Origin of the sequence: uncultured Roseovarius sp. (genome assembly GCF_947259555.1) — a bacterium.
Lineage (GTDB): Bacteria > Pseudomonadota > Alphaproteobacteria > Rhodobacterales > Rhodobacteraceae > Roseovarius.
Genome location: NZ_CAMYMD010000083.1, coordinates 1 through 24419, shown reverse-complemented (window position 1 = coordinate 24419; position 24419 = coordinate 1). Strand labels below are relative to the sequence as shown.

At 63.7% G+C, this 24419-nt stretch carries 23 protein-coding genes and 1 tRNA gene; 11 read left to right on the top strand and 13 right to left on the bottom strand.

From position 1 onward, the window contains the following. The first annotated feature begins 169 nt into the window (after positions 1–169). The 4 genes from Q0X85_RS13400 to Q0X85_RS13385 are packed head-to-tail and all read left to right on the top strand — an operon-like array spanning position 170 to position 3883. Complete coding sequence (locus Q0X85_RS13400) at positions 170–1312, top strand: acyl-CoA dehydrogenase family protein (protein ID WP_297772642.1); 1143 nt, start codon at positions 170–172, stop codon at positions 1310–1312. Further along, complete coding sequence (locus tag Q0X85_RS13395; RefSeq protein WP_297772640.1) at positions 1309–2361, top strand: enoyl-CoA hydratase/isomerase family protein; 1053 nt, start codon at positions 1309–1311, stop codon at positions 2359–2361. Before Q0X85_RS13400 ends, Q0X85_RS13395 begins: the two co-directional genes overlap by 4 nt. After that, the gene (mmsB, locus tag Q0X85_RS13390; protein WP_297772637.1) at positions 2358–3230 is read left to right on the top strand and encodes a 3-hydroxyisobutyrate dehydrogenase; all 873 of its coding nucleotides are present in this window, start codon (positions 2358–2360) and stop codon (positions 3228–3230) included. The genes Q0X85_RS13395 and mmsB overlap by 4 nt, the downstream gene beginning before the upstream one ends. Then, complete coding sequence (locus Q0X85_RS13385; protein WP_297772634.1) at positions 3230–3883, top strand: Crp/Fnr family transcriptional regulator; 654 nt, start codon at positions 3230–3232, stop codon at positions 3881–3883. The genes mmsB and Q0X85_RS13385 overlap by 1 nt, the downstream gene beginning before the upstream one ends. Positions 3884–3945: 62 nt before the next feature. On the opposite strand, the gene Q0X85_RS13380 is transcribed toward Q0X85_RS13385, so the two are convergent. After that, on the bottom strand, positions 3946–4506 hold the full coding sequence (locus tag Q0X85_RS13380) for a fasciclin domain-containing protein (RefSeq protein WP_297772632.1): 561 nt from the start codon (positions 4504–4506) through the stop codon (positions 3946–3948). Between the two features lie 422 nt (positions 4507–4928). Further along, entirely contained in the window at positions 4929–5357 is a 429-nt protein-coding gene (locus Q0X85_RS13375) for a peptidylprolyl isomerase (protein ID WP_297772629.1), read from the bottom strand. A 225-nt stretch (positions 5358–5582) separates the two neighbouring features. Between Q0X85_RS13375 and Q0X85_RS13370 the strand changes: the two genes are divergently transcribed. The 6 genes from Q0X85_RS13370 to Q0X85_RS13345 all read left to right on the top strand — a co-directional run bounded on the left by Q0X85_RS13370 (position 5583) and on the right by Q0X85_RS13345 (position 11633). Then, a complete protein-coding gene (locus Q0X85_RS13370; protein WP_297772626.1) occupies positions 5583–6269 on the top strand; it encodes a haloacid dehalogenase type II in 687 nt (228 codons plus the stop codon). Next, positions 6269–7102, top strand: coding sequence for an alpha/beta hydrolase (locus Q0X85_RS13365; RefSeq protein ID WP_297772623.1), 834 nt, complete (start codon positions 6269–6271; stop codon positions 7100–7102). Before Q0X85_RS13370 ends, Q0X85_RS13365 begins: the two co-directional genes overlap by 1 nt. Beyond that, entirely contained in the window at positions 7099–8073 is a 975-nt protein-coding gene (locus Q0X85_RS13360) for a threonine/serine dehydratase (RefSeq protein ID WP_297772621.1), read from the top strand. The genes Q0X85_RS13365 and Q0X85_RS13360 overlap by 4 nt, the downstream gene beginning before the upstream one ends. Before the next feature lie 10 nt (positions 8074–8083). Further along, positions 8084–8890, top strand: coding sequence for a 3-oxoadipate enol-lactonase (gene pcaD / locus Q0X85_RS13355; RefSeq protein ID WP_297772618.1), 807 nt, complete (start codon positions 8084–8086; stop codon positions 8888–8890). Positions 8891–9251: 361 nt separating this feature from the next. Continuing rightward, complete coding sequence (locus Q0X85_RS13350) at positions 9252–10337, top strand: Zn-dependent alcohol dehydrogenase (protein WP_297772615.1); 1086 nt, start codon at positions 9252–9254, stop codon at positions 10335–10337. Positions 10338–10403: 66 nt separating this feature from the next. Further along, positions 10404–11633 (top strand): mandelate racemase/muconate lactonizing enzyme family protein, encoded by a 1230-nt coding sequence (locus tag Q0X85_RS13345; RefSeq protein WP_297772613.1) that lies wholly within the window; start codon positions 10404–10406, stop codon positions 11631–11633. A 249-nt stretch (positions 11634–11882) separates the two neighbouring features. Here the strand turns inward: Q0X85_RS13345 and Q0X85_RS13340 are convergent, their stop codons facing one another. Genes Q0X85_RS13340 through Q0X85_RS13310 form a run of 7 tightly spaced genes read right to left on the bottom strand, consistent with a single transcriptional unit; the run spans position 11883 to position 18256 of the window. Continuing rightward, the gene (locus Q0X85_RS13340; protein ID WP_297772610.1) at positions 11883–12812 is read right to left on the bottom strand and encodes an AEC family transporter; all 930 of its coding nucleotides are present in this window, start codon (positions 12810–12812) and stop codon (positions 11883–11885) included. 4 nt (positions 12813–12816) lie between these two features. Continuing rightward, on the bottom strand, positions 12817–13614 hold the full coding sequence (locus Q0X85_RS13335; protein ID WP_297772608.1) for an MBL fold metallo-hydrolase: 798 nt from the start codon (positions 13612–13614) through the stop codon (positions 12817–12819). After that, on the bottom strand, positions 13614–14405 hold the full coding sequence (locus Q0X85_RS13330) for a TatD family hydrolase (protein WP_297772606.1): 792 nt from the start codon (positions 14403–14405) through the stop codon (positions 13614–13616). The genes Q0X85_RS13335 and Q0X85_RS13330 overlap by 1 nt, the downstream gene beginning before the upstream one ends. Before the next feature lie 19 nt (positions 14406–14424). Then, a complete protein-coding gene (locus tag Q0X85_RS13325; RefSeq protein WP_297772603.1) occupies positions 14425–15546 on the bottom strand; it encodes a DNA polymerase III subunit delta' in 1122 nt (373 codons plus the stop codon). Next, positions 15543–16169 carry a dTMP kinase gene (gene tmk / locus Q0X85_RS13320; protein ID WP_297772601.1) on the bottom strand — a complete coding sequence of 209 codons (627 nt, stop codon included), beginning with the start codon at positions 16167–16169 and terminating at the stop codon, positions 15543–15545. The genes Q0X85_RS13325 and tmk overlap by 4 nt, the downstream gene beginning before the upstream one ends. Beyond that, the gene (locus Q0X85_RS13315) at positions 16166–17329 is read right to left on the bottom strand and encodes a D-alanyl-D-alanine carboxypeptidase family protein (protein WP_297772599.1); all 1164 of its coding nucleotides are present in this window, start codon (positions 17327–17329) and stop codon (positions 16166–16168) included. The genes tmk and Q0X85_RS13315 overlap by 4 nt, the downstream gene beginning before the upstream one ends. 15 nt (positions 17330–17344) lie before the next feature. Beyond that, complete coding sequence (locus tag Q0X85_RS13310; protein WP_297772597.1) at positions 17345–18256, bottom strand: SPOR domain-containing protein; 912 nt, start codon at positions 18254–18256, stop codon at positions 17345–17347. A gap of 210 nt (positions 18257–18466) precedes the next feature. On the opposite strand from Q0X85_RS13310, the gene Q0X85_RS13305 reads away from it, so the two are divergent. Beyond that, positions 18467–18556: transfer RNA gene (locus Q0X85_RS13305), tRNA-Ser, on the top strand. 331 nt (positions 18557–18887) lie between these two features. On the opposite strand, the gene Q0X85_RS13300 is transcribed toward Q0X85_RS13305, so the two are convergent. From Q0X85_RS13300 to Q0X85_RS13285, 4 genes are read right to left on the bottom strand one after another with little or no spacing between them, the layout of a single operon-like run. Beyond that, positions 18888–19616 (bottom strand): SprT family zinc-dependent metalloprotease, encoded by a 729-nt coding sequence (locus tag Q0X85_RS13300; protein ID WP_297772594.1) that lies wholly within the window; start codon positions 19614–19616, stop codon positions 18888–18890. Beyond that, entirely contained in the window at positions 19606–22671 is a 3066-nt protein-coding gene (locus tag Q0X85_RS13295) for a type I restriction endonuclease subunit R (RefSeq protein WP_297772592.1), read from the bottom strand. Before Q0X85_RS13295 ends, Q0X85_RS13300 begins: the two co-directional genes overlap by 11 nt. 6 nt (positions 22672–22677) lie before the next feature. After that, positions 22678–23421 carry a hypothetical protein gene (locus Q0X85_RS13290; RefSeq protein ID WP_297772589.1) on the bottom strand — a complete coding sequence of 248 codons (744 nt, stop codon included), beginning with the start codon at positions 23419–23421 and terminating at the stop codon, positions 22678–22680. Then, on the bottom strand, positions 23418–24248 hold the full coding sequence (locus Q0X85_RS13285) for a restriction endonuclease subunit S (RefSeq protein ID WP_297772588.1): 831 nt from the start codon (positions 24246–24248) through the stop codon (positions 23418–23420). The genes Q0X85_RS13290 and Q0X85_RS13285 overlap by 4 nt, the downstream gene beginning before the upstream one ends. Positions 24249–24419: the final 171 nt, after the last annotated feature.

Below are 24419 nucleotides of genomic sequence, written 5' to 3'. Positions count from 1 at the left end.
GCCCGTTAAAGGGCCCTGCAGTACCCGTTCTTTAAAAATCGGTTGCTGTAATCTTCACTGTAATTCACTGTAAACTTCGGTGTCACGCTACAAGGGTGTTGCGCCTTGCAACAGTTCTGCAATAGTTGCTAATTAAACAAGCGTTCATTTCAGCGAACAGGAGCCCGTGATGGACTTTGCCCTCAGCGAGGAACAGACCGCCATTTTCGACATGGCCCATGCCTTTGGACAGGACCGCATCGCGCCGCATGCCCGCGCGTGGGAGCGCGACGGCACCATTCCCAAGGAGCTGTGGCCCGAGATCGCCGCCCTCGGGTTTGGCGGGCTATACGTGAGCGAGGAGTCGGGCGGCGCAGGGCTGTCGCGGCTCGATGCGACGCTGGTCTTCGAGGCGCTGTCGATGGCCTGCCCGTCGGTCGCGGCGTTTCTGTCGATCCACAACATGTGCGCCAAGATGATCGACAAGTTCGGGTCGGACGACATAAAGGCGCGGGTGCTGCCCAAGGCGATGACGATGGAGACGGTGCTGTCCTATTGCCTGACCGAACCCGGCTCTGGCTCGGACGCGGCCGCCCTCAAGACCCGCGCCGAGCGCACCAATGAGGGCTACACCCTCAACGGCACCAAGGCATTCATCTCCGGCGGCGGGTATTCAGACGCCTACGTGGTGATGGTGCGCACCGGCGGCGACGGCCCCAAGGGGATCTCGACGGTCTATGTCGAGGACGGCACAAAGGGCCTCAGCTATGGCGGGTTGGAGGATAAAATGGGCTGGCGCAGCCAGCCGACGCGACAGGTGCAGTTTGACAATTGCAACATTTCCGCACATGATTTGGTCGGTGAAGAGGGGAAAGGTTTCACATATGCGATGAACGGGCTGGATGGCGGACGGCTCAATATCGCGGCCTGTTCCCTGGGCGCCGCACAGCAGGCACTCACCATGACGCTGAGTTACATGGCCGAGCGCAAGGCCTTTGGCAAACCGATCGACCAGTTTCAGGGCCTGCAATTCCGCCTTGCCGACATGGAGATCGAGTTGCAGGCCGCCCGCACCTTTCTGCGGCAGGCGGCGTGGAAGCTGGACCATGAGGCACCCGACGCCCCCAAGTTCTGCGCCATGGCCAAGACGTTCGTAACCGAGGCAGGCAGCCGCATCGTCAACCAGTGCCTGCAACTGCATGGTGGCTATGGCTACCTCGCCGATTACGGGATCGAGAAACTGGTGCGCGACCTGCGCGTGCATGAAATCCTCGAAGGCACCAACGAGATCATGCGCCTGATCGTGGCGCGGCAGATGCTGGCAGACCAATGAGCGGTGATATCCATATTCGCAAGGACGGCCGCGCCGGGCGCATCACCCTGACCCGGCCCAAGGCCTTGAACGCGTTGAGTTACGACATGGCGATGGCCATCGAGGCCGCGCTTGATGACTGGCGCGACGACCCGGAGGTGGCGCTGGTGCTGATCGACGCCGAGGGCGACAAGGCGTTTTGCGCGGGCGGCGACATTCAGCAGCTTTACGACACCGGCCGTGCCGGGGATTTCGCCTATGGGCGGCGGTTCTGGGCCGATGAATATCGTCTGAATGCCAAGATCGCCGAATATCCGAAACCCTATGTGGCGCTGATGCAGGGCTTTGTCATGGGCGGTGGCGTGGGCATCTCGTGCCACGGGTCGCACCGCGTCACCTGCGAAAGCACGCAAGTGGCGATGCCCGAATGCGGCATTGGGCTGGTGCCGGATGTGGGCGGCTCGCTCTTGCTGGCGCGGGCACCGGTGCGGATGGGGGAGTATCTGGGGACCACCGGCACGCGCATGGGGCCGGAGGATGCGATATATGGCGGTTTTGCAGATGTTTACGTGCCGCAGCTGACGTGGAAAGACTTGATCGCAGCGCTGGTTGAAACGGGTGATCCGGCGGTGATCGACGCCGCCACAGAGACGCCTCCGACCGGCAGTCTGCGCAGTTTTGAGCCACAGGTCGCCGCACATTTCGGCGGCGAACGTCTGGGCGATATCGTCAATTCCCTGCGCGCCGAGGACAGCGACTTCACCGCCAAGGCGCTCAAGGCGATGTCGCGCGGCTCGCCGCTGTCGATGGCCTGCGCGGTCGAGATGGTCCACCGGCTGCGCGGCCCCGGCGCGGATATCCGCCGCGCGCTTGGCCTTGAATACCGTTTCACCTATCGTGCGATGGACACGGGCGATTTCCTGGAGGGCATTCGCGCCGCGATCATCGACAAGGACCGTGATCCGCATTGGCAACACGCGCTGGACAGCCTGCCGGGCACGGCGGTCGCATCCATGCTGACGCCCCTCGGGGCGGACGCGCTGACATTCGAAAGGGAGGGAGTGACATGAAGATCGGGTTCATCGGGCTGGGCAATATGGGCGGGCCAATGGCGGCCAATCTGGCCAAGGCCGGGCATGAGGTGACGGGCTTTGACATGGCCGACGTCAAGATCGAGGGCCTGCGCATGGCAGGCAGCGCCGCTGCCGCGGCCAAAGAGGCCCGCGTGGTGATCACGATGCTGCCCAATGGCGACATCCTGCGTAAGGTGGCGGATGAGATAATCCCGGCGATGGGGACGGGCACGGTGCTACTCGACTGCTCGACCGTCGATGTCGAAAGCGCGCGCGACGTCGCCGCGCAGGCGCAGGCCGCAGGGCTTTCGGCGCTCGATGCACCGGTGTCGGGCGGCGTCGGCGGCGCAGCGGGCGGCACGCTGACCTTCATGGTGGGCGGCGACGAGGCGGGGTTCAATATCGCCAAGGAACTCTTTGACATCATGGGGCAAAAGGCGGTTCATTGCGGCCCATCCGGCAACGGGCAGGCGGCCAAGATCTGCAACAACATGATCCTTGGGGCGACCATGATCGCCACCTGCGAGGCCTTTGCCTTGGCCGACAAGCTGGGGCTGGAGCGGCAGGCGATGTTCGACGTGGTCTCGACCTCCTCGGGTTATAGCTGGTCGATGAACGCCTATTGCCCGGCCCCCGGCATCGGCCCCAAATCACCCGCCGATAACGGCTATCAACCGGGCTTTGCCGCCGACCTGATGCTCAAGGATCTGCGGCTGTCGCAGCAGGCCGCCGAGGCCGTCGATGCCGACACGCCGATAGGCCGCGCGGCCTGTGATCTCTATGCGGACTTCGTCGAGAAAGAAGACGGCAAGGGTCGTGATTTCTCGGCCATGCTGCCGCGATTCGAGACGCGCGGACGCGGCTGATGGGCTGGGTGGCGCGCGCCCCCGGCCTGCCCGTGCTGGAGCCCGACGCGGTGGCCCTGCTCGACCGGCTGATCCCGATGCGCGTGCCCGCGGGGCAAGTGTTGTTTCACCCCGGCGAGACGGTCAAGGGGTTCGTGATCGTGCTCGAAGGCCGGGTCGAGGTGTTCCTGACCGGCGCGTCAGGGCGCGAGATGCTGCTCTACGCGGTGGAGCCGGGGCAAAGCTGCGTGCAGTCCACCCTCGGGCTGATGGGCGGCGAGGACTATTCCGGCGAGGCGGTCGCGAGCCGCGACAGCGAACTGGTGCTGGTGCCGCGCGACGCCTTCCTGCACCTGATGGATCTCTCGGACGTGTTCCGCAAATTCGTCTTCGCCGCCTTCGCGCAGCGCCTGCAATCCATGATGCACCTGCTGGATCGCGTCGCCTTTCAACGGATCGAGACGCGGCTGGCGCAATGCCTGCTGGAGCGCGCCGAGGGCGATACGCTAAAGGCGACCCATGCCGAGATCGCGGTGATGATCGGCACCGCGCGCGAGGTGGTCTCGCGGCGTCTCGATGCGCTGGCGCGGCGCGGGATCGTGGCGCTGGATCGGGGCGTGGTGCGTATTCTCGATGCCGAGACCCTGGGCGAGTTGGCCAGCCTCGACGCGTGAAAACGGGGCGGCGCTGCGCGCCACCCCGTCCGGGTAATGGGCCTTGTGGATTTGGCTCGCGATCAGGGACGCGGCGGCAGGATCACCCGATCGACCACGTGAATCACGCCGTTTGACTGTTTCACATCGGCGATGGTGACGTTGATCACGCGCCCGCGCTCGTCCTCGAGCATGATCTTGTCGCCCGAATAGGTCGCCTTGAGCTCGCAACCGCCGAGCGTCGGCACGATATGCATGCCGCCATCATCGTCGATCATGCCCTTGATCGCCATGGCCATCGCATCGGCGCCAACGACGTGGCAGGTCAGGATCTGGGTCAGCTGTTTCTTGGCTTCGGGCTCGAGCAGCGCCTCGACGGCGCCGTCCTTGAGCATGCCGAAGGCGGCATCGGTGGGCGCGAACACGGTAAACGGCCCCTCGCCCTGCAGCGTCTCGACGAGGCCAGCGGCCTTGACCGCCGCGACCAGCGTTTCGTGATCGGCAGAATTGACGGCATTCTCGATGATGTTCCGCTCGGGATACATCTCCGCCCCGCCGACCATCGGGTTATCCATCGCCGCAAGCGCCATGGTGGCGGTCAGGGCAAGCGCGCCGGTGGCTGCGAAAATTGTCTTGGATGTCATGTCGTGTCTCCTCGGTTGGATACCAATGCCCCCGGCGGTATGGCCGAGGGTCAGGGGAAGGCACGACACGGGGGGCGAAAGAGTTTCAGATTTTATGCGCGTCAGTGTTCGAGCGGTGTTGATTGCGTCGGAAATGGCCTTGACCTGCCGTTCGATCAGCAGTCCCGGCGCGGAATCAAGGCCGAAGGCCGCCGCGCATCGACGGGCCGCCCCGACGGCACGGCGATTTGGCTGCAACCTGCGCATCGCGTGGATGTTTTCCCGACTTTGCAGAGATAAAATTCTGCCGAACAGGCGTTGGAACGCCGTACCGCGGCCCGTCGATGCGCGGCTCACGCCAACGACAGCAAAAGGCCACCCACGAAACGCAACACGCCGGGACAAGGCCCGGCGCGCGCACTCTTTCAAACCTGCAAGCGGGATCAGGTGATATCCACCAGCTCGATGGCAAAGGTCAGATCCTTGCCCGCCAGCGGGTGATTGGCATCGAGTACGACCTGCTCCTCGGTCACCTCGACCACGGTCACCGGCATCACTTGCCCCTGCGGCGTCTGCACCTGCAACTGGGTGCCCAGATCGAGCGGAATATCCTCAGGAATCTCGGCGCGCGGCACAGCCTGATGCGCGCTCGGATCGGGATGTCCATAGGCCTGATCGGCCGGCACTTCGACGGTCTTTTTCTCGCCGACGGCCATGCCTTCCATCGCGGCATCGAGACCGGGGATGATCTGACCGGACCCAACGGTAAACTCCAGCGGGTCGCGGCCTTCGCTGGAATCGAATGTCTGACCGTCCGTGAGGGTACCGGTATAATGAATGCGGACCGTATCGCCCGATTTGACTTGCGTCATGGCTGTTCCAATCTGTTAGGATATTGGGGAGGGTGAGTTTGCAAGGCCGCGCCGGTCGCGCGGGTGCTTGTGTGGCTGGCGCGAATCGTAACCGCCCATAGCCGGATTTGCAAACCGATCCTTGGCCGCTCACTTTGCCGTGTGCGCATGAGGCCTTTCCCCCCCGCCCCGTCCATGCCAGTCTGCGCGCGAAACCGCCCGCACTCGCACCCAAGAGGGGATACCATGCCGATCACCACCTGCATTTTCGACGCCTATGGCACGCTCTTCGACGTGGCCGCCGCCGCGCGCAGCGCCGCGTCCGAGCCGGGGCGCGAGACCTTCGCCCGCCACTGGCCGGCCATCGCCGAGAAATGGCGGCTCAAGCAGTTGCAATACACCTGGCTGCGCGCCGTGACGGGCGAGCATGTGGGCTTCTGGCAGGTCACGCAGGACGGGCTCGACTGGGCGCTCGAGGCCGAAGGTCTGGGCGATGACGCCGAGCTGCGCGAACGCCTGCTGCAACTCTACTGGGAACTGGAGGCCTACCCGGAGGTGCCCGCCATGCTCAAAGCCCTCAAGGAGGCCGGCCAGCACACCGCGATCCTGTCCAACGGCGCGCCCGACATGCTTGACGGGGCGGTGAAATCGGCGGGCATCGGCGCGCTCCTCGATGATGTGCTCTCGGTCGAGAGCGTTGGTATCTTCAAGCCCGCCCGCGTGGTCTATGACCTTGTCGGGCAACGCTTCGGCTGCGCCCCCGAAGAGGTGCTCTTTGTCTCCTCCAACGGCTGGGACGCCTGCGCCGCCGCCGGGTATGGCTTCAACACCGTCTGGGTCAACCGCGCGGGCGATCCCGTGGACCGCCTGCCCGCCGCCCCCGACCGGCAGCTGACCGACCTCTCCGGCATTCCCGATCTGGCGCGCGGCTGATGGCGCATTTCACCACCTCCGACGGGCTGTCGCTCTATTTCACCGATGCAGGCCATGGCCACGCGATCCTGTGTCTCGCGGGCCTCACCCGCAACAGTGCGGATTTCAGCTTTCTCACCCCGCACCTCTCGGGCTACCGGGTGATCTGCATGGATTATCGCGGGCGCGGGCAATCTGATCACGCCCCCGATTTCATGTCCTACAACATCCTGCGCGAGGCGCAGGATGCCGTCGAGTTGCTCGATCATCTCGGCATCGACCGCGTCACCCTGATCGGCACCTCGCGCGGCGGTCTCATTGCCATGGCCCTCGGCCACACCGCCCCTGACCGGCTCGCAGGCGTGGTGCTCAACGATATCGGCCCCGAGGTCACGACCATCGGCATCGAGCGGATCATGGATTATGTCGGGCGCGCACCCGACCTGCCCGATCTCGACGCCGCCGGCGGTGCGCTGGCCCATGTCAACGCGCGCGCCTTTCACGGCGTGCCGCTGGCCCGCTGGCGCGCGCAGGCCGAGGCGATGTTCTTTGAGAAGCCCGGCGGCGGGCTGGGCCTGCGCTATGACGCACGGCTGCGCGACGCGCTCGTCGGTCAGGCCGGTGCGGGCGAGGCCCCGGACCTGTGGCAGCTCTTCGATGCGCTGAAGGACACCCCCCTCGCCGCCATCCGGGGCGCCAATTCCGACCTGCTGAGCAAGGACACCTTTCAAAAGATGCAGGACCGCCGCCCCGACATGATCGCCACCACCGTGCCTGACCGGGGCCACGTGCCGTTTCTCGATGAGACCCAATCCCTCACCGCAATCCGCGCCCTTCTGGACCAGACAAGATGACCGATATCACCATGATCCGCAGCGCCGCCGCCCGCCTCGCAGGCCATGCCCGCCGCACGCCATTGCTCTCCTCGCCCTTTCTGGATGAGATCGCCGGGCGGCGCGTGTTTATAAAACCCGAATGCCTGCAACATACTGGCAGCTTCAAGTATCGCGGCGCGCGCTCGGCCATCTCTGCGCTCGACGCTGATATGCGCGCCCATGGCGTGATCGCGTTTTCCAGCGGCAACCATGCGCAGGGCGTGGCGCTCGCCGCCAGCGAATTCGGCGTGCCTGCCGTCATCATCATGCCAAGGGACGCGCCGCGCATGAAGATCGACAACACACGCGCCCTCGGCGCCGAGGTGGTGCTTTATGATCGCGCGGCCGAGGATCGCGATGCCATCGGTGCCACGCTCAGCGCCAAACGCGGCCTGACCCTGATCAAGCCCTATGACGACCACCAAGTGATCGCAGGCCAGGGCACCACGGGGCTTGAGATCGCCGAGGATGCGGCGGCCCTCGGGATCGAGACGGCGGATGTGCTGGTCTGCTGCGGCGGCGGCGGCCTCACCTCGGGCATTGCCCTGGCGCTCGAGGCCGACGCGCCCGGCCTGCGCGCCCGCCCCTGCGAGCCGGAGGGGTTTGACGATGCTACCCGTTCGCTCAGCCAGGGCCAGATCATGCGCAACGCGCAAACCGCGACCGGCCTTTGCGACGCCATCGTCACGCCGCAACCGGGCGAAATCACCTTTCCCATCATGGCCCGCCTCTGCGGTCCGGGCCTTGTGGTCACCGAAGACGAGGCGCTGCACGCCATGGCGCTCGCCTTTGCCCGGCTCAAGCTGGTGGCCGAGCCCGGCGGCGCGGTGGCCCTCGCGGCAGCCCTCTTCCGCACGGACGAGATCGAGGGCGACGCGGTGATCTGCACCATTTCAGGCGGCAATGTCGATGCGGATGTCTTTCAGATGGCCCTGAGCCGCTTTGCCTGAAGGACGCAAGATGCCTTTCGTGGAATTCGACGACGTCACCCTGCATTATCTCGACGAGGGCACCCCGACAGGCCCGCCCCTCGTGCTCGCCCATGCGCTCGGCACCGGCACGCATCTGTGGGACAAGATCCTGCCGCTGCTACCAGAGGGCCTGCGCGTGGTCCGCTACGACGCGCGCGGGCACGGGCAATCCTCCACCCCGCCCGCGCCCTATTCCATGGGCGCGCTGATCCGTGACGCGGAACGGCTGATGGATCATCTTGGCTTACGCGATGCGGTGTTCGTCGGTCTCTCTATCGGCGGCATGGTGGCACAGGGGCTCGCCGTAAAACGCCCCGACCTCGTGCGCGCACTGGTGCTCTCGAACACCGGGGCCAAGATCGCCACGCCCGAGATCTGGGCCGAGCGCATCGCCACCGCCCGCCGCCCCGGCGGAATGGAAGAGCTCGCCCAAGGCTCCTGCGAGCGGTGGTTCCCCCGCGCCTATGTCAAGGCCGGGCACCATCTGCCGTGGTACGCGCGTCTCTGCGCCCATGACCCCGAGGGATACGCGGGCTGCGCCGCCGCCATTTCGGGCACCGATTTCTACACGCCCACCTCGGGGTTGCGCATCCCCACCCTCGGGATAGCCGGGTCAGAGGACGGCTCCACCCCGCCCGATCTGGTGCGTGAAACCGTCGATCTCGTTCCCGGCTCGCAATTTTGCCTGCTGCGCGGCACCGGGCATGTGCCACCCGTGGACGCACCCGCCGATTATGCCGCCTGCCTTGGGGATTTCATCGCCGCCACGGGACATCTGCGCGCGGGGCCGTCATAGCGCTGATGTTTGGGATTATTGGCCTGTTGCTGCCGGTGCCGCATCCCGCGCGAAACGCACCGAAGGTGCCGCGCGATCGTCATGCCAGAGGCATGCCTCCGGCATGACGCCTTCCCGCGGCCTGGCGATTTGATATGGCGCGCAACGTGTCGAGGTTGCAATGACTTGGCTGGGATAAAGTACCCGCCACACCCGTCGCATCGCCAGTCCCCGGCCCTGCGACCGCGTGGCACCTCCTAGCGGGGTGCGATGTCCGCTCAAGGCCAACCCGCACCCCATCCCAACCCCACACCCCCCGCATAATTGCCCTTGAACCCTCCGGCGAATCCCCGTCACCTGTGAAAAAACGAGGGAGAAATTCATGCACACCATCAAGGCCGCCGTCTGCCATGCATTCGGCACCCCGCTCACCGTCGAGGACGTCCACCTGCGCGGCCCCGAGGCGGGCGAGGTTCTGGTCGATCTCGACGCCGTGGCGATCTGCCATTCGGACATTTCCTATGCCGATGGCGGCTGGGGCGGATCGCTCCCGGCGGTCTACGGCCACGAGGCGGCGGGCCGGGTGCGCGGCATCGGCGCCGGTGTCACCGGGCTGAACGAGGGCGACCCGGTCGTCGTCACCCTCATTCGCGCCTGCGGGCAATGCCCAAGCTGCGGCAGCGGGCGGCCCACCGGATGCGAAACGCCCTATGACGGCGATCACGGCCCCCTCACGACCACGGATGGCGGCAAGCTGCATCAGGCCATGGCCTGCGGGGCCTTCGCCGAAAAGGTTGTGGTGCATCACAGCCAGGTTGTGAAACTGCCCGAAGGCATCGACATGGCGGCGGCCTCCCTGCTGGCCTGCGGGGTGATCACCGGCGTCGGCGCGGTCGTCAACGCGGCGCATCTGCGCGCAGGGCAGGACGTGGTGGTGATCGGCGCGGGCGGCGTCGGCCTCAACGCCATTCAGGGCGCGCGCATCGCGGGCGCGCGGCGCATCGTGGCGGTGGACATGAACGACGAAAAGCTCGCCATCGCGCGCGAGTTCGGCGCGACCGACGGCGTGCTTGCCACCGAGGACAAGCCGTGGCGCGCGGCCAAGGCGGCGATGGGGCGCGGCGCCGACGCGGTGCTCGTTACCGTCGGGGTCGCGCGCGCCTATGACGAGGCGCCGCGCTACCTCGCGGGTGGGGGCCGGATGATCATGGTCGGCATGCCCCATAGCGGCGCCGAGAGCCGCTACGAGGCCGCCAATTTCGCCGCCATGGGACAGGCGCTTGTCGGCTCCAAGATGGGCGAGGCGGTCATCCGCCGCGACATCCCGTGGATGGTCGATCTCTACGAACAGGGGCGGCTGAAGCTCGATGAGCTGATCTCGGGCCGCTGGCGGCTCGACCAGATCAACGACGCCATCGCCGACACCAGGACCGGATCGGCCAAGCGCAACGTGATCGTGTTCGACTGAGGCGCGCGGGCACCGACGCGATACCGACGCAATACCGACCGGCAAAATCAGCCCCCGGAGACCGCCATGAAACTGCAAGACCTCGACATCATCGTGACCTCACCCCCCGCCCCCGGCTGGGGCGGGCGCTACTGGATATTGGTGAAACTGACCACCGATAACGGCATCACCGGTTGGGGCGAATGCTATGCCGCCTCCGTCGGGCCGAACGCGATGCGCGCCGTGATCGAGGATGTGTTCGCGCGCCACATGGCAGGTGAAAGCCCTGAAAACATTGAACTTATGTTCCGCCGCGCCTATTCCTCGGGCTTTACGCAGCGCCCTGATCTGACGGTGATGGGGGCGTTCTCAGGGCTGGAAATCGCCTGCTGGGACATCTTGGGCAAGGCGCGTGAGCGGCCTGTCTGGGCACTCTTGGGCGGGCGCATGAACGAGCGCATCCGCGCCTATACCTATCTCTACCCCCTGCCGCACCACGATCTGAGCCTATTCTGGACCTCCCCCGAGATGGCCGCGGAGAGTGCGCTCGACTGCGTAAGTCGCGGATATACCGCGATAAAATTCGATCCGGCAGGCCCCTACACGATGCGCGGCGGGCATATGCCCGCGATGTCCGACATCTCGATGTCGGTGGCCTTCTGCCGCGCCATCCGCGAGGCCGTGGGCGACCGCGCCGACCTTCTCTTTGGCACCCACGGGCAGTTCACCACCGCCGGTGCCATCCGCCTCGGACAGGCGCTCGAGCCTTACTCCCCGCTCTGGTATGAAGAGCCCGTGCCGCCCGACAATGTGGCGGCCATGGCGCGTGTCGCGCAGGCCGTACGTATTCCGGTGGCGACCGGTGAACGCCTGACCACCAAGGCTGAATTCGCCCCCATCCTGCGCGAAGGCGCGGCGGCGATCCTGCAACCGGCTCTGGGCCGCGCGGGTGGCATCTGGGAGATGAAGAAGGTGGCGGCCATGGCCGAAGTCTATAACGCACAACTGGCCCCGCATCTCTACGCCGGCCCAATCGAATGGGCAGCCAATGTGCATCTGGCCACCTCAATCCCCAATATCTTGATGGCCGAAACCATTGAGACGCCGTTTCACGACGCGCTCATCAAGGGGGGCATACGTGTCGAAAATGGTTTCGTGGTGCCTCCTGAAACACCCGGCCTCGGCATCAAGGTAGACGAGGACCTGGCCCGCGCGCATCCTTTCGACGGGGACGGGCTGCACCTGGAAATGCAGGACGCGCCCTGTGATTACGTCCACGGCAACAGCTTTGCCGGGGGCGCACCACTCAAGACGTGATGAGGGGCGAAGAGAACGGGCGGATTTGGCCTGGAGCTGCCGTTGCATCCCGCCAGAAGGTGCCGCGCGGTCGCAGGGCCGGGGACTGGCGATGCAACGGCCTTTGCGGGCGCTTTATGCCAGCCAAGTCATTCTCAACTCAACACGTTGCACGCCACATCAAATCGCCAGGCCGCGGGACGGCCCGGCGATCGCGCGGCACCTTCGGTGCTGTTCGCGCGGTTGGCTCTTAGGTCCGCTCAAGGCCACTCACGGCAAGACCTGCAACCACACCCAAGCCGTCACCACCGTGAGCGCCGTAGAAATCAGCACACTTGACGCCGCCACGCGCTTGGCATGGCCGTAGATATTGGCAAAGACATACGCATTCACCCCGGGCGCCATCGCCGCCGTCACCACCGCCGACCGCACGCCCTCGTCAGGCAGGCCCAACCCGACGCCCAGCCCCAGCGTGATCGCCGGATGCACGACCAGCGAGATCAGGCAGACATAGAGGATCACCCGAAGATCCCCCTCGGGCCGATATTGTACCAACACACCGCCCAGCCCGAAGAGCGCCGCTGGCAAGGCCGCACGCACCATCAGGTCGAGCCCGTCCTGCACCGGACCGGGCAGAGCGACCCCAGTGAGGTTGACAACGAACCCCGCCGCAACCCCCATGATCAGGGTGTTCGAGAACATCGCCCTGAGCACTTTGTACGCCACCTTGGGGCCCGCCACGCCGCGCGCCTTGACGACCTCCATTACCGTGATGCCCACCCCGTAACAAAACGGCGAATGCACCGCGATGATGGCAAAATTCGCCGCCAGTGCCTCGGCCCCATACGCGCGCTCCATGATGGGAAGGCCCAGAAGCAAAGAGTTGGAGAACAGGCAGCAAAATCCAATGGCGACCGCGTCTTCCCATGAGCGACCAAAGATCAGTCTCGCACCAAAGAGCCCCAGACCAAAGCCCGAGAGCGCGCCGAGATAAAAGCTCGACAAAAGCCGCAGGTCGAAACTCTGCCCGAGATCGAGCCGGGAGATCGCCGTGAACAACAGGCAGGGAATGGCGAATTTCTGGGTGAAAGTCATCAGCCCTTCCACCCCGGCCTGGCTAAACCAGCCGCGCCAAACTGCCAGATAACCAAAGCCGATCACCAGAAACACCGGCAGGATGATCTCGAAAAGCGCCTGCACCGGATCAGACCGCGTAGCGGAGGATCATCCCGTCATAAGCTGGGGTGATATGCTCGGGCGTCTCGTCGGCGACGGTCTGATAATCAAGGTCGATATGCATATTGGTCAGCACGGCCCGGCGCGGCGCCACCCGCGCGATCCACTTGAGCGACAGTTCAAGATGCGCATGCGTCGGGTGCGGCGTGCGGCGCAGCGCGTCGAGCACCCAGCAATCAAGGCCTTGGAGCATAGGCCAGGCCCCCTCGGGGATTTCGGCCACGTCCGGCAAATATGCGAGGTCGCCCACCCGGAAGCCAAGCGCGTCGATGGCGCCATGCCCAACCTGAAACGGGATGAGAGGAATAGCCCCCCCTGCCCCCTCGATCTCGAACGGGCCGTCAATCGTGTGCATGTCGAGGATTGGCGGATAGGGGCTGTCCTCGGGTTGCACGAAGGCGTAGCCGAACCGGGAATAAAGCGCGTTCTGCGTATCGCCATCGGCATAGACCGGAAGGCGTTGGCGCATGTTGAACACGATCATCCGCAGATCGTCGATCCCGTGGACATGGTCGGCATGGGAGTGCGTGTAGACCACCGCATCGAGCGCGCCGATGCCGGCGTCGAGAAGTTGCGCGCGCAGGTCGGGCGAGGTGTCAATCAGCACGCGGGTCAGACCATTTTCCGTCTCGCGCTCGATCAGCATGGAACAGCGCCGCCGGGCGTTGCGCGGCTCGTTCGGGTCACAATCCCCCCAATGGCCGCCAAGACGTGGCACACCGCCCGACGAACCGCAGCCAAGGATGGTAAAGCGCAACTCGCCCATTACAGCACCGCCTTGGTGAACAGCCGCTCGAAATTGGCCTCGGTCTGTGCGGCGAACTCTGCCCAGTCCATGCCGAACACCTCGGCCCCTTTCTGCGCGGTATGCACAGTGTAGGAAGGCTCGTTGCGCTTGCCGCGATAGGGCGGCGGGGCAAGATAGGGCGCGTCGGTCTCGACCAGAATGCGATCCACCGGGGCGGACGCGAAGATATCACGCAGGGCCTGGCTCTTGGGAAAGGCGGCGATGCCCGACATCGACAGGTAGAACCCGAGATCGAGCGCCGCCTTGGCCAGACCGGGCCCCGAGGAAAAGCAATGCATCACGCAGGTATAGGCGCCGGTGCGATATTCCTCGGTCAGGATGCGCGCCATGTCGTCATCCGCATCACGGGCGTGGATGATAAGCGGCAAGCCGGTCTCCCGCGCCGCCGCGATATGGGTGCGCAGGCTTTGCTTTTGCACCTCGGCGCTCTCGGCAGTGTAGTGATAGTCAAGCCCTGTCTCGCCGATGCCCACGAATTTCGGATGCGCTGCCAGTTTCACCAGGTCGTCCACACTCGCCATAGGCTCGGCCGCGGCGGACATCGGATGCGTTCCAGCGGCATAGAAGACCTCCGGATACGCCTCAGCTATTGCGCGCACTTGCGGCTCCTGCCGTAGCTTCGTGCAGATCGTCACCATGCGGTTCACGCCCGCAGCCAATGCGCGCTCGATAACGTCGCCGCGCTCGGCATCGAAATCGGGAAAGTCGAGATGGCAATGGCTGTCAGTAATGCGAATGTCGGTGCTCATGCCTGTCCTTGTCGGGGTCTCATGCCCCGGCGGTTTGCTGAATCCTGAACACCGTATCTAGGACCAGGCTGGCAGGGTCAAGGTTGACCGCCCGGCCATGCCGCGCCCGTGCGCCAATCACCTCGGCGCAATCGGCCCAGGCCCGCCCCTTGCGCGCGTCCGGCGCGAGCCGTGCCAGCAGGGCCGCCTCACCAGGTGCCGCCTCCGAGGCTGGAAAATGTCCCGTGGCCCCGGTCTTGGCCAGACGGGACAACATGAGATCGGTCAGCGAGAACAGCAGGTCGAGCCGCTCTTCGGCACCACGCGTCGCCGCCGCCTCGGCCAGCCTGAGCGCGCGAGGACGGTCAAGCCTCGGAAGGTTTTCCATCAGGCCGACCAGTTCGGCATATAGCTTAAGCCCGCCAAGATTGATCAGCCGCACTGCCGCGCCGACCGATCCGCCAGACAGTTCCGCCAATGCGACAGGATCGCCCTCGGGTGCGATGCCCGCCTGATCGAGCGCGACGGCCATATCCTCTGGCCCCAATGGGGCCAGCCGCAACGTCCGGCATCGCGAGCGGATTGTCGGCAAAAGACCGGATGGCTGGTGCGAGATCAGCAGCATGACGGTGCGCGCAGGCGGTTCTTCCAGCATTTTCAACAGCGCATTTGCAGCCTGCATGTTGAGATTGTCCGCCGCGTCAACGATCACCACGCGCCGCCCTCCATCCGCTGCGGACAGCGAAAAGAAATTGCCGAGCTTGCGAACCTCCTTCACCAGAATTTCGCTGGCCAGCCTGTCACCCTTGTCGGTCGGGCCGCGCCGTAAAAGGAAAATCCCTGGATCGGCCAGGGCCATGACCCGCCGCGCAACCGGGGTCTCTGGATCGACATCGAGCGTCTCGGGCGGAGGCGGCGCCCCGAACAGCCCGCCGTCCTGCGGCTCCGGCGTGGCCAAAAGAAACCGCGCGATGCGCCAGGCCAGCGTCGCCTTGCCTACACCGTTCGGCCCGCTGACAAGCCACGCGTGATGCAGGCGCCCGGTATTGAACGCGTCGAGAAACGCAGCCTCGGCAACGCCCTGCCCGAACAGTCGGAGCGTCTGACGCGGGTGCGGTGCTCCTTCGATGCGATCCGGTTCCGGAAGCACTCCATCGCTCATGGCAAGCGCGCCTCCACGACGCAGGCCACATCCACCGCAACGGCCTCGATGGCGCGGCCACCATCAATCACGACAAAGCGGTCGGCAAACTCCTCCGCCAAGGCCAAAAAGCCGGCGCGCATCCGCGATTGCAAGCTCTCACCGAAGGACTCGAAACGCTCCTCAGTACCGCCACGCGACAGCGCACGTCCAAGCCCAACACCAGGATCAAGATCAATTAGCACCGTTAGATCCGGGTCACGCCCGATCATCAGGCTATGAAGCTGATCCACAGCGCCGCGCAGGTCCCCGCGGCCAAGACCCTGATACATGCGCGTGCTGTCAGCAAAGCGGTCACAGATCACCACCTGACCAGCGGTCAGGGCGGGGGCAATCACGCGCTCCAAGTGATCCCGCCTTGCGGCGGTGAAGAGCAATATCTCCGTCTCTGCCGACCAGCGATCCTTGTCGCCCTCCAGCACCAGCCGCCGGATCTCCTCGGCCCCTTCGCTGCCACCCGGCTCGCGAGTCAGCACGACATCCCGGCCATTTTCGCGCATAGCCTCAGCAAGTCGGCGCGCCTGTGTGGATTTGCCTGACCCGTCGATTCCCTCGAAACTGATAAAGAGACCCTGCCCGCTCAAAGCGCGCCCTCGGGCCCCTGTTGCAACCGCGTGAGCAAGAGCCCCGAAACCGTGCGCAAACGGGTCAGAAATCCACCCTGCGCGACATTCTCTGCCGCCACCAGCGGCACCCGTGTCTCTGGCAGGCCCTCGGGGGCAAAGACAAGTTCGGCCAACGCGTCACCCTTGGCGATCGGTGCCCGCATCGGGCCGGTATAGACGACCTGAGCGTTGAGCTGATCGCCACCGAGCACCGGAAGCAACGTGCTCACGTTCTCGGCAGGTGTCAGTCCAACACTCGCGGATTCGCCCATCCAGACCTCGGCGCGCGCGACTTCCTGCCCGGCCGTCGCGACAGACTTGCGCGCAAACTGACGAAACGCCCAATTCACGATCGCCTCGGATTCCTGGGCCCGCGCCTGCGCGGTGTCCAGTCCGGACAGCGCGAAAATAACCCGCCGCTCCCCTTGCTGCGCCGATCCGGTCAGCCCATATCCGGCCTCTTGAGTATGTCCGGTCTTGAGACCGTCCGCGCCGATCCCCAACCCCAAAAGCGGGTTGCGATTGTAGATATTGCTGGGCGCGCGCCCGTCGAAGCTAAACTCCTTTTCCGCGAACATCTCGTAAAATTCGGGGAAGTCCTCGATGATATGGCGCGACAGCAACGCAAGATCGCGCATGCTCATAACATGGCCCTCGGCGGGCCAGCCATTGGAATTCTTGAAAATCGAATTGGTCATACCCAGACGTTGCGCACGCTCGGTCATGAACCGCGCAAAGCCTGCCTCGGTGCCGTCCGGGCTCAGCGCCTCGGCAATCACCGCGCAGGCGTCATTGCCGCTGAGTACGATGATACCGCGCAACAGGTCTTCCACCCGCACGCGGTCTGTCGTGTCGAGAAACATGGTCGAGCCGCCATAGCTCATCGCATGGCGCGACACCGGCAGCCGCTCATCCAGCGACAGACGCCCGCTGCGCACAGCCTCGAACGCCACATAGAGCGTCATCAGCTTGGACATGGAGGCGGGCGGCAAGGGCGTATCCGCGTTCTTGTCAAGCAGGACCGTGCCGGTGGTGACATCCACCACAAAGGCCGCCCTCGCCCCCGTCTCGAAGGCCCGCGCGGGCAAGGCAACGCCGAGGCAAATCACCAGAACGGCCAGATGGTGCATGATCCGCATCAGTGTCTCCTGCGATCAGTTTGTGACAGCGTAGGCATCGTCAAACCCGATCCCCTTGATTTTCTTGAGGAGCGTCGCGCGTTCCGACACGCTACTGGCCGGACCGACAATCACCCGCCAGAACGCCTTGCCCTGCGAATTCTGTTCCAGCACGGTCGGCACCATGCCCGCGCGCCGCATCGAGGTGGCTGTATTGCGTGCATTCTGCTCGACGCTGAAGATCCCGATCTGGATAAACGGACGGTCGAGCGATGAGCTGCTCGGTGCCGCGGGCTTGGCGCTCGGCTCAGGTGCCGGTGCCGCTTCGGCCGCTTCGGCCTTTTCTATAGCCGCCGCCGCGGCCCCCGCCACCGGATCGAGCGTCGTGGCCTCGACATCCGCAGGCGCCGCAAGAGCGGTTTCGTCATCCGGTTCGTCTGTTTCGGCTTGCCCCGCACCAGGCGCGGCTGGCTCGGGAGCCTCCTCGCGACGCAGCGCCGTCACGTTGAGTTGCGCGGGCGCCCCCGCCAGCATCCCCAATGCCGCCGCAGCATCGGACGACACCTGCAAAGCTGGTCCGGGAACCTCACGCTCACGCCGGAACAACGCGCCAATCACGAATTTCGAGTCCGACGTGCTGCGGATGATCACACGCTCCGGTTCTTTGACATCCGGGTGGGCCACCCAGACTCCGCCCAGCGATGGGCGCCCGTCCCACAACCCCATATCCGTCACCTGAAAGACGTCCGGAGCCTCGACGTCGCGCTCCACCAGTTTGACCGACGGCCCCGACGCCGCTCCATCCTGCGTCGTGCTCTGTTTCCCGCTGCCCTCCGGCAAAAGCGCAAAGTTTCCATTGTCGTCACAGCCTGCCATCGCCGCAAATGCGGCTCCCATCAGCATGAGCCGGCACAGCCGCGCATGGTCGCCCTGTCTCGCAAATCTCATTTCTTGCCCCTTGCCTCTAAGCACAAAACCAAAGCACCCGGCTGATCCGCCGGGTCTCCGGTCGGGTCTGCTCTTGTTCCGGCGCGATCCCGCGAGCGCAGTCTAGCGCCTTGCCTCCGCCGTGAAAAGTCCACAGGCGTTCGATGCGCGAATTTCCCCGTGAAACATGTCTTCCAGAATCGCATGTGCCGCTATAGGGACATCCAAACCGGAGGAGTGGCAGAGTGGTCGATTGCACCGGTCTTGAAAACCGGCGTGCGTGAAAGCGTACCGTGGGTTCGAATCCCACCTCCTCCGCCACTTGCCCCCGCGAAAGCGTTCTCCCGATCCGGCTCCGGCCGGATTTTCTCGTTGTATTCGAGGGTTATGCGGGTGAGGCTGAGCACTGGCCCCTGTGCGAGGTGGCTCGAAAGCGGTCTCTCGGGACCGGTATTCTCCGGACCTCATGACTGCGCTGATTTGGTGAATTGCTTGCAAGCGTCAGAAACTGTGAGGCTTTTTCGAGTCCATGGCTGAGCACTTCGATGCCAGGGGCGTTGGGCAGACAGGACCGGGATCGAAAACCTAAAGCCGATATCCTGCGTTCTGGGATGCATGCCAGCAGAGCGACGCTCTGACTGCGGCACAAATGCTATGTGCTCCAATCATCATGCGCCAGGGGCTCGGCGTTGAGCTCGTCACGAACGATCCGCCAATGCGGAAGCATCCGGTCCAGAAGGGCCACGAATTGCTCTGTGTGGTTGCGCTCAAAGAAGTGCGCCAGCTCATGGACGATCACGTATTCAAGACACTGCGGCGGCTTCTTGATCAGTTCGAGGTTCAACCAGACTCGACGTGCTTCGATATTGCAGGTGCCCCATTTGGTCTTCATCCGCTTGATGCCCCAATTCGGCATTGCGATACCGTATTCCGCCGCCCAGCGCTCCATTAGGGGTCTCGCTCGCGCACGAAGCTCTCGCCGGTACCAATCGAGGAACACCCGTTCTCGAATGGCCAGATCGCTGTCATTGCGCACATTGAGATCGATTGTCTTGCTGTTGCGAACCCGAACCTGCCCCGCCCTGGCCCCCTCGATCAGGTTCAGTCGATACCGTTGGCCCAGGAAGAAGTGGGTTTCCCCTGATACATAGCGTCGCTCGGACTGGCGCGGCTGCGCCGCGAACTTAGCCTGCTGGCGCTTGATCCAGGCAAGGCGGGTGACAACAGCGAGCCGGACGGCCTCGTCACCCATCTCTAGCGGCGCTGCAACGCGGACACGTCCATGAGGCGGGTAGACACCGAGGTGCAAATTCTTGATCGGCTTGCGAACCACCTCTACCTCGAAGCCTCCAACGGACAGCTGGGCGGCATCAGTACTCATCCTGGTTCCATACCAGTTCAAAGATCGCATCGAGTTGACCGGGGTCAGAGATGTGCTTCTTGATTGCGTTGCGCACCTCCTTCTCCTTGAACCTGTTGCCGCGCCAGGAGTCCTTCTTGGTGAGGCGAATTTCTTCGTCGATCGCCAAAGCGAGGGCCTCGTCCCCATCGAGATTGTCGAAAAGCGCGCGCTTCGCCTTCGAATTCAGCGCGGCTGGATACGAAGCGGCCGTTTCGGTCCCTTGGGCCTTTTTCGTGAGCTCGACTATCTGAGCGAGATACTCCTGATAACTCAGCGCCTCGCGCTTGCGCTGCTCGATTAGGGCGTCCAGCAGTTCGGACATCTTCTCATAGTACTTCGGATTAATCGGCGTCTCGTCGATGATCAGCTTCCGGACGTTGTTCTCGATCGTCTCCGCCACGGCTTCTTTGCTCTGACGAATGCCCTGGGGCAAGGCGTTGACCGCATCCACCCCCCTCTCAACGATAAGCTGGATCAGCGAAACATCGTCAAAGGCCGAGATCACTTCGCTTTCTTCGGCGCGGATATAGGTGTCGATCAGGTGCCGCATCGCCGGCTCGTACATCTTCAGATCGATATAGTCACCGCTCGACAGCTTCACCTCATTCCGCACCTTCTCGAAGTGATCGACATCCGCTTTGATACTGGAGACCTCGGCCTCGGAGTAGCCGGCCTCGCTCATCTCGTTTGCCACATCGGCATAGGCGCGCAACAACGAGGCCACCAGCCGATAGAGGGTTAGCCGCTTCGGCTCATTCTCCTTCAGCGCCTCCTTGTCGGCCGTGTCCTTTGCACAGAAGAAGCGCTGGTAGGCGAGGGTATCGCGGGGCAGCTCGACCGGTTCACAGAGAGCCCGGACAGCTTCCAATGCCTCGTCCAGCCTCTCGCGCGCCTTTTCAAGCCGATCCGAAAGCAGGCCCGCTACATCCGCCTTGTCATAACCATCGAAAGCCTCGGCCGTGTAGTCCTTGATCGAGGTCTCAAGGCTCTTGAACAGGTCCTTGTAGTCGATGATGTAGCCGTATTCCTTGTCGTCCCCGTCCAGCCGGTTCACCCGGCAGATCGCCTGGAACAGGCCGTGGTCCTGCATCTTCTTGTCGATGTAGAGATAGGTGGCCGAGGGGGCGTCAAAGCCGGTCAGCAGCTTGTCCACGACGATCAGCAGTTTCATCTGCCCTGGCTCATCGATGAACTTCCGCTTCGCCTCCTTCTCGAATGCCTCGGGCTCCTTGCCCCCCAGCATCTTGTTGTAGATATCGTATTGTCGCAGGCGTTCCGTCAGCCCCTCGCCGCTTTCCTCGCCCTTTATGTCGTTCGGCGACGGTTTGTAGGAGGTGACGATCGCGCACTTGCCCGCCAGATCGGTCTTGTCGAACAGCTCAAAGAACTTGCACGCCTGATAGATGCTCGACGACACGAGCATGGCGTTGCCGCGGCCGCTTTGAAGCCGGTCCCGGGTCTCCATGTCCATCAGGATATCGGCCACGATCTTTTCCAGCCGCGACTGGCTGGACAGCACCTTCTGCAACGTGCCCCAGCGCTTCTTCAGCTGCGCCTTGGCCATATCGGTCAGGCCCTTGGTCTTGGCCTCGAACCATTTGTCGATCTTCGCCTGCGACGTGATGTTTTGATCGATATCCCGGGCCTCATAGCGCAGGTCGAGGACCACACCGTCCGACACCGCCTCGTCGAACTTGTAGGTATGGATATATGGGCCGAACACTTCTAGGCTGGTTTGCTTGTCGGCCTTCAGCAGCGGCGTGCCGGTGAAGCCAATGAACATCGCGCTTGGCAGAATCGCCTTCATCGCCTTGTGCAGATCGCCGCTCTGCGTGCGGTGGCACTCGTCAACGAAGACGAAGATGTCGCCCTTGGCCTGGAAATCCTTGGGCAGCGCGCTCTTCAAATCCTCGACGTAACCTTCGACATCCGCGTCGCTGTCCTCCTTGCCGCCAAACTTGTGGATCAGCGAGCACAGCAGCCATGGGTTCGTGTCGTTCAGCCGGGCGATCAGATCGGCGCCGGATTTCGTGCGCAGAATTTCCTCGTTGACCCCGTTGAAGACCTTCTCGATCTGCTCGTCCAACTCAGTGCGATCGGTGATCACCACCACCCGGCTGTCAGGCACGTTCTCGCGAATCCATTTGGCCAGCCATACCATCGTCAGGCTCTTGCCCGACCCTTGCGTGTGCCAGATGATCCCGCCCTCGCGTCGACGGATGTGGTCCTGCGCGGCGCGCACACCGAAATACTGGTTGTGACGGCAGGTCTTCTTCACGCCGGCGTCGAACACCAGAAAATCGTGGATCAGTTCAAGGAGCCGCGGCTTGGCACACATCTGGACCAGCGCGCGGTCCAGGGGGTTTTCCGGCCCGCCTTCCTCTTTCCATGTCAGCCAGTACTTTTCGGGCGTCTCGATAACGCCATAGCGTAGCCCTTCGGTGTCGTTCCCCGCCATGATCAGCTGCAGGGTGGTGAAGAACGGCTGGATGAATACCGGTTTCTGGTTGTCGAGGCTCTGCCGGATGCCCTGGGACACCGACACGGTGGAGCGCTTCAGTTCCAGCACGCCCAGCGCGATCCCGTTGACATAGATCACCACGTCCGGGCGCTTGCCGAAGGATTTGTCGCCCGCGGGCTTCACCGCGACCTCTTCGGCAATGGCGAAATGGTTGGCCTCAGGCTTTGCCCAATCGATCAGCCAGACTGTGCGGGTCTGGTCGCCCACATCGGCCTTCACCTTCACCCCGTAGCGCAGCAGGTCATAGACCGCGCGATTGGTGTCGTAGAGGCCGCGGGACTGATCGGTGGCGACCTTCGTCAGCTGCTGGATCGCGCGGGTGATCAGTTCGGGGGAATAGCCCTGCCTGTCCAGGAAGGGGCGCAGATACTCGTCCTCAATGTTGCGATTCGGTCGACCGATCTTGTCGGCGCGATCGATCCAGTTGCCCAGGTAGTCATAGCCCAACGCGTTCCGAAACAGGTCGACAACGCGCTTCTGGGTTCTTCTCTCGATCTGGCCAACGGTGCACATCGTGAACTATGCCTCAACAGAAACGCGGCGCGGCGCCCAGATCCAGCCTTCCGATGCCGGGGTGTCATCGGTCGGGGGTTCAAGGCGCTCGCGGTTCAAATGGAAGTCTCTGGCGATGCGGGCGCAGGCCTCGGCGTCATGGATGTCTGCTTCACGGCCGGTCTTCGGGATCGGTTCAGTTCCAACCTGCGGCCCGAGGCGGGCGCGGCAGAGCGCCGGATAGGTTTCGATCACGGTCAGATGCGTTCCATCTGTCCAGACGCCGGGCGACGGGCGCTGTGGGGCAAAGCGGGCGACCACGTGCATGGCCTTCGTCGCTTGGCTGCCGATCATGTCCTTGATCGCCGAGAGCGGCGTGACCCCTTCGGCCACCAGGCGCCGTTCGGTGTGGCGGAAGAGATAGGGGTTCGCGGCCGAGCGACCGATCTGATCGACCGGGGTGCCACCCGCAATCATGCGGGCGAAGGCCTCGGGGAAGCCAAGCGGCGCGTCGATGGCGAGCGTGGCGTGGCAGGATTGGCTAGGAATGCCCAGCTTGCAAAGGGCGAGCAACGCGGCGAGGAACGCCATGGGCGTGGTCGCGCTGTTGATCGTCTCGCGCAGGTTGCCGCGCCAGGGCTGGCCGAGGGTCTGGCTCGCGTGATCCAGCACGACCAGCGCGTCGCGGCTGTTCTGGTTCCTGTCGCAGTTCCAGCCGCCGACATCCCAGCCGATAAACAAGTGTTCGCGCTGGGCGTCGGCCACCGTCATACCAGCCGCACCTTTCCGGTCAGCAGGTTCTGCATCATGCCTTGCTTGATGGCGCGGGCCTTTTCGGCCTCGGCTTCCAGTGCTGCGATTTCTTCATCCATGTCGGAGAGGATTTCGGCGATGGCAGTTTGTTCTTCGAAAGCCGGGCATTTGAACGCGATGCTCTCGACGGTCCGTGAGCTAAGACTTGGAACCCCAGAAGCCTCATTGTAGTTGCGCCAGTCAATTGTGAGGAACTTATAGAAAATAAACTTGGGAGACGCGTTTGCAGAAACCTCCGTGTAGAACAGGGTGTCAATGGTCCAAAACGGCTTTTCGACATATTGAGGCTGGTCGATTGTTCCCTTCCGTCCAATCAGCACTGAAGGTCGATCATAAAGGTAGGTGTTGGTGCGCCCAATTTCTCCACCCGTCGCGAGGATAGGATAACGACCACCCGAAACCTCAAATCCACGCTGACTTTTGCCATGTCGAACAGTCAATATCTCCCCCAGCCGCTTCGCCTCCCAATCACCCGAGAAGCCCGGCAGGCGGATTTTGCCGGTGAGGAGTTGTTGCATGGCGGCCTGCTTGAGGTCGAGCTTCTTGGCGATCAGCGCCTCCAACGCCGCAATCCGCGCATCCGCATCCGAGAGCACTTCGGCGATGGCATTTTGTTCGGAATCTGTCGGCACCGCGATGGGCAGCTTCCTCAGAGACGCAATAGGAATTTCCTGAAGTGCGGAGCCATTGAAGTTTTTTTCGATTAGCGCTTGGCCAATGCCGGATGACAAATATTGAAGAAGGTAGTCTGGGGCATAACGGGAGCTCTTCGAGAGCAGAGCCACGCCGCGGGTTAAGTTAGCACCCTCGAGTGCAGCATCTACCTTCGCCGGGAAACGCGCGAAAGTTGGTGATGCCCTGAGGGGCGGCATATCATGGCGGTGTTCAGACGCCGTCAATTCTCTGGTGAGAAAAGGATATGCCACATGTCAAAGACTACCATCACCCAACTGCCC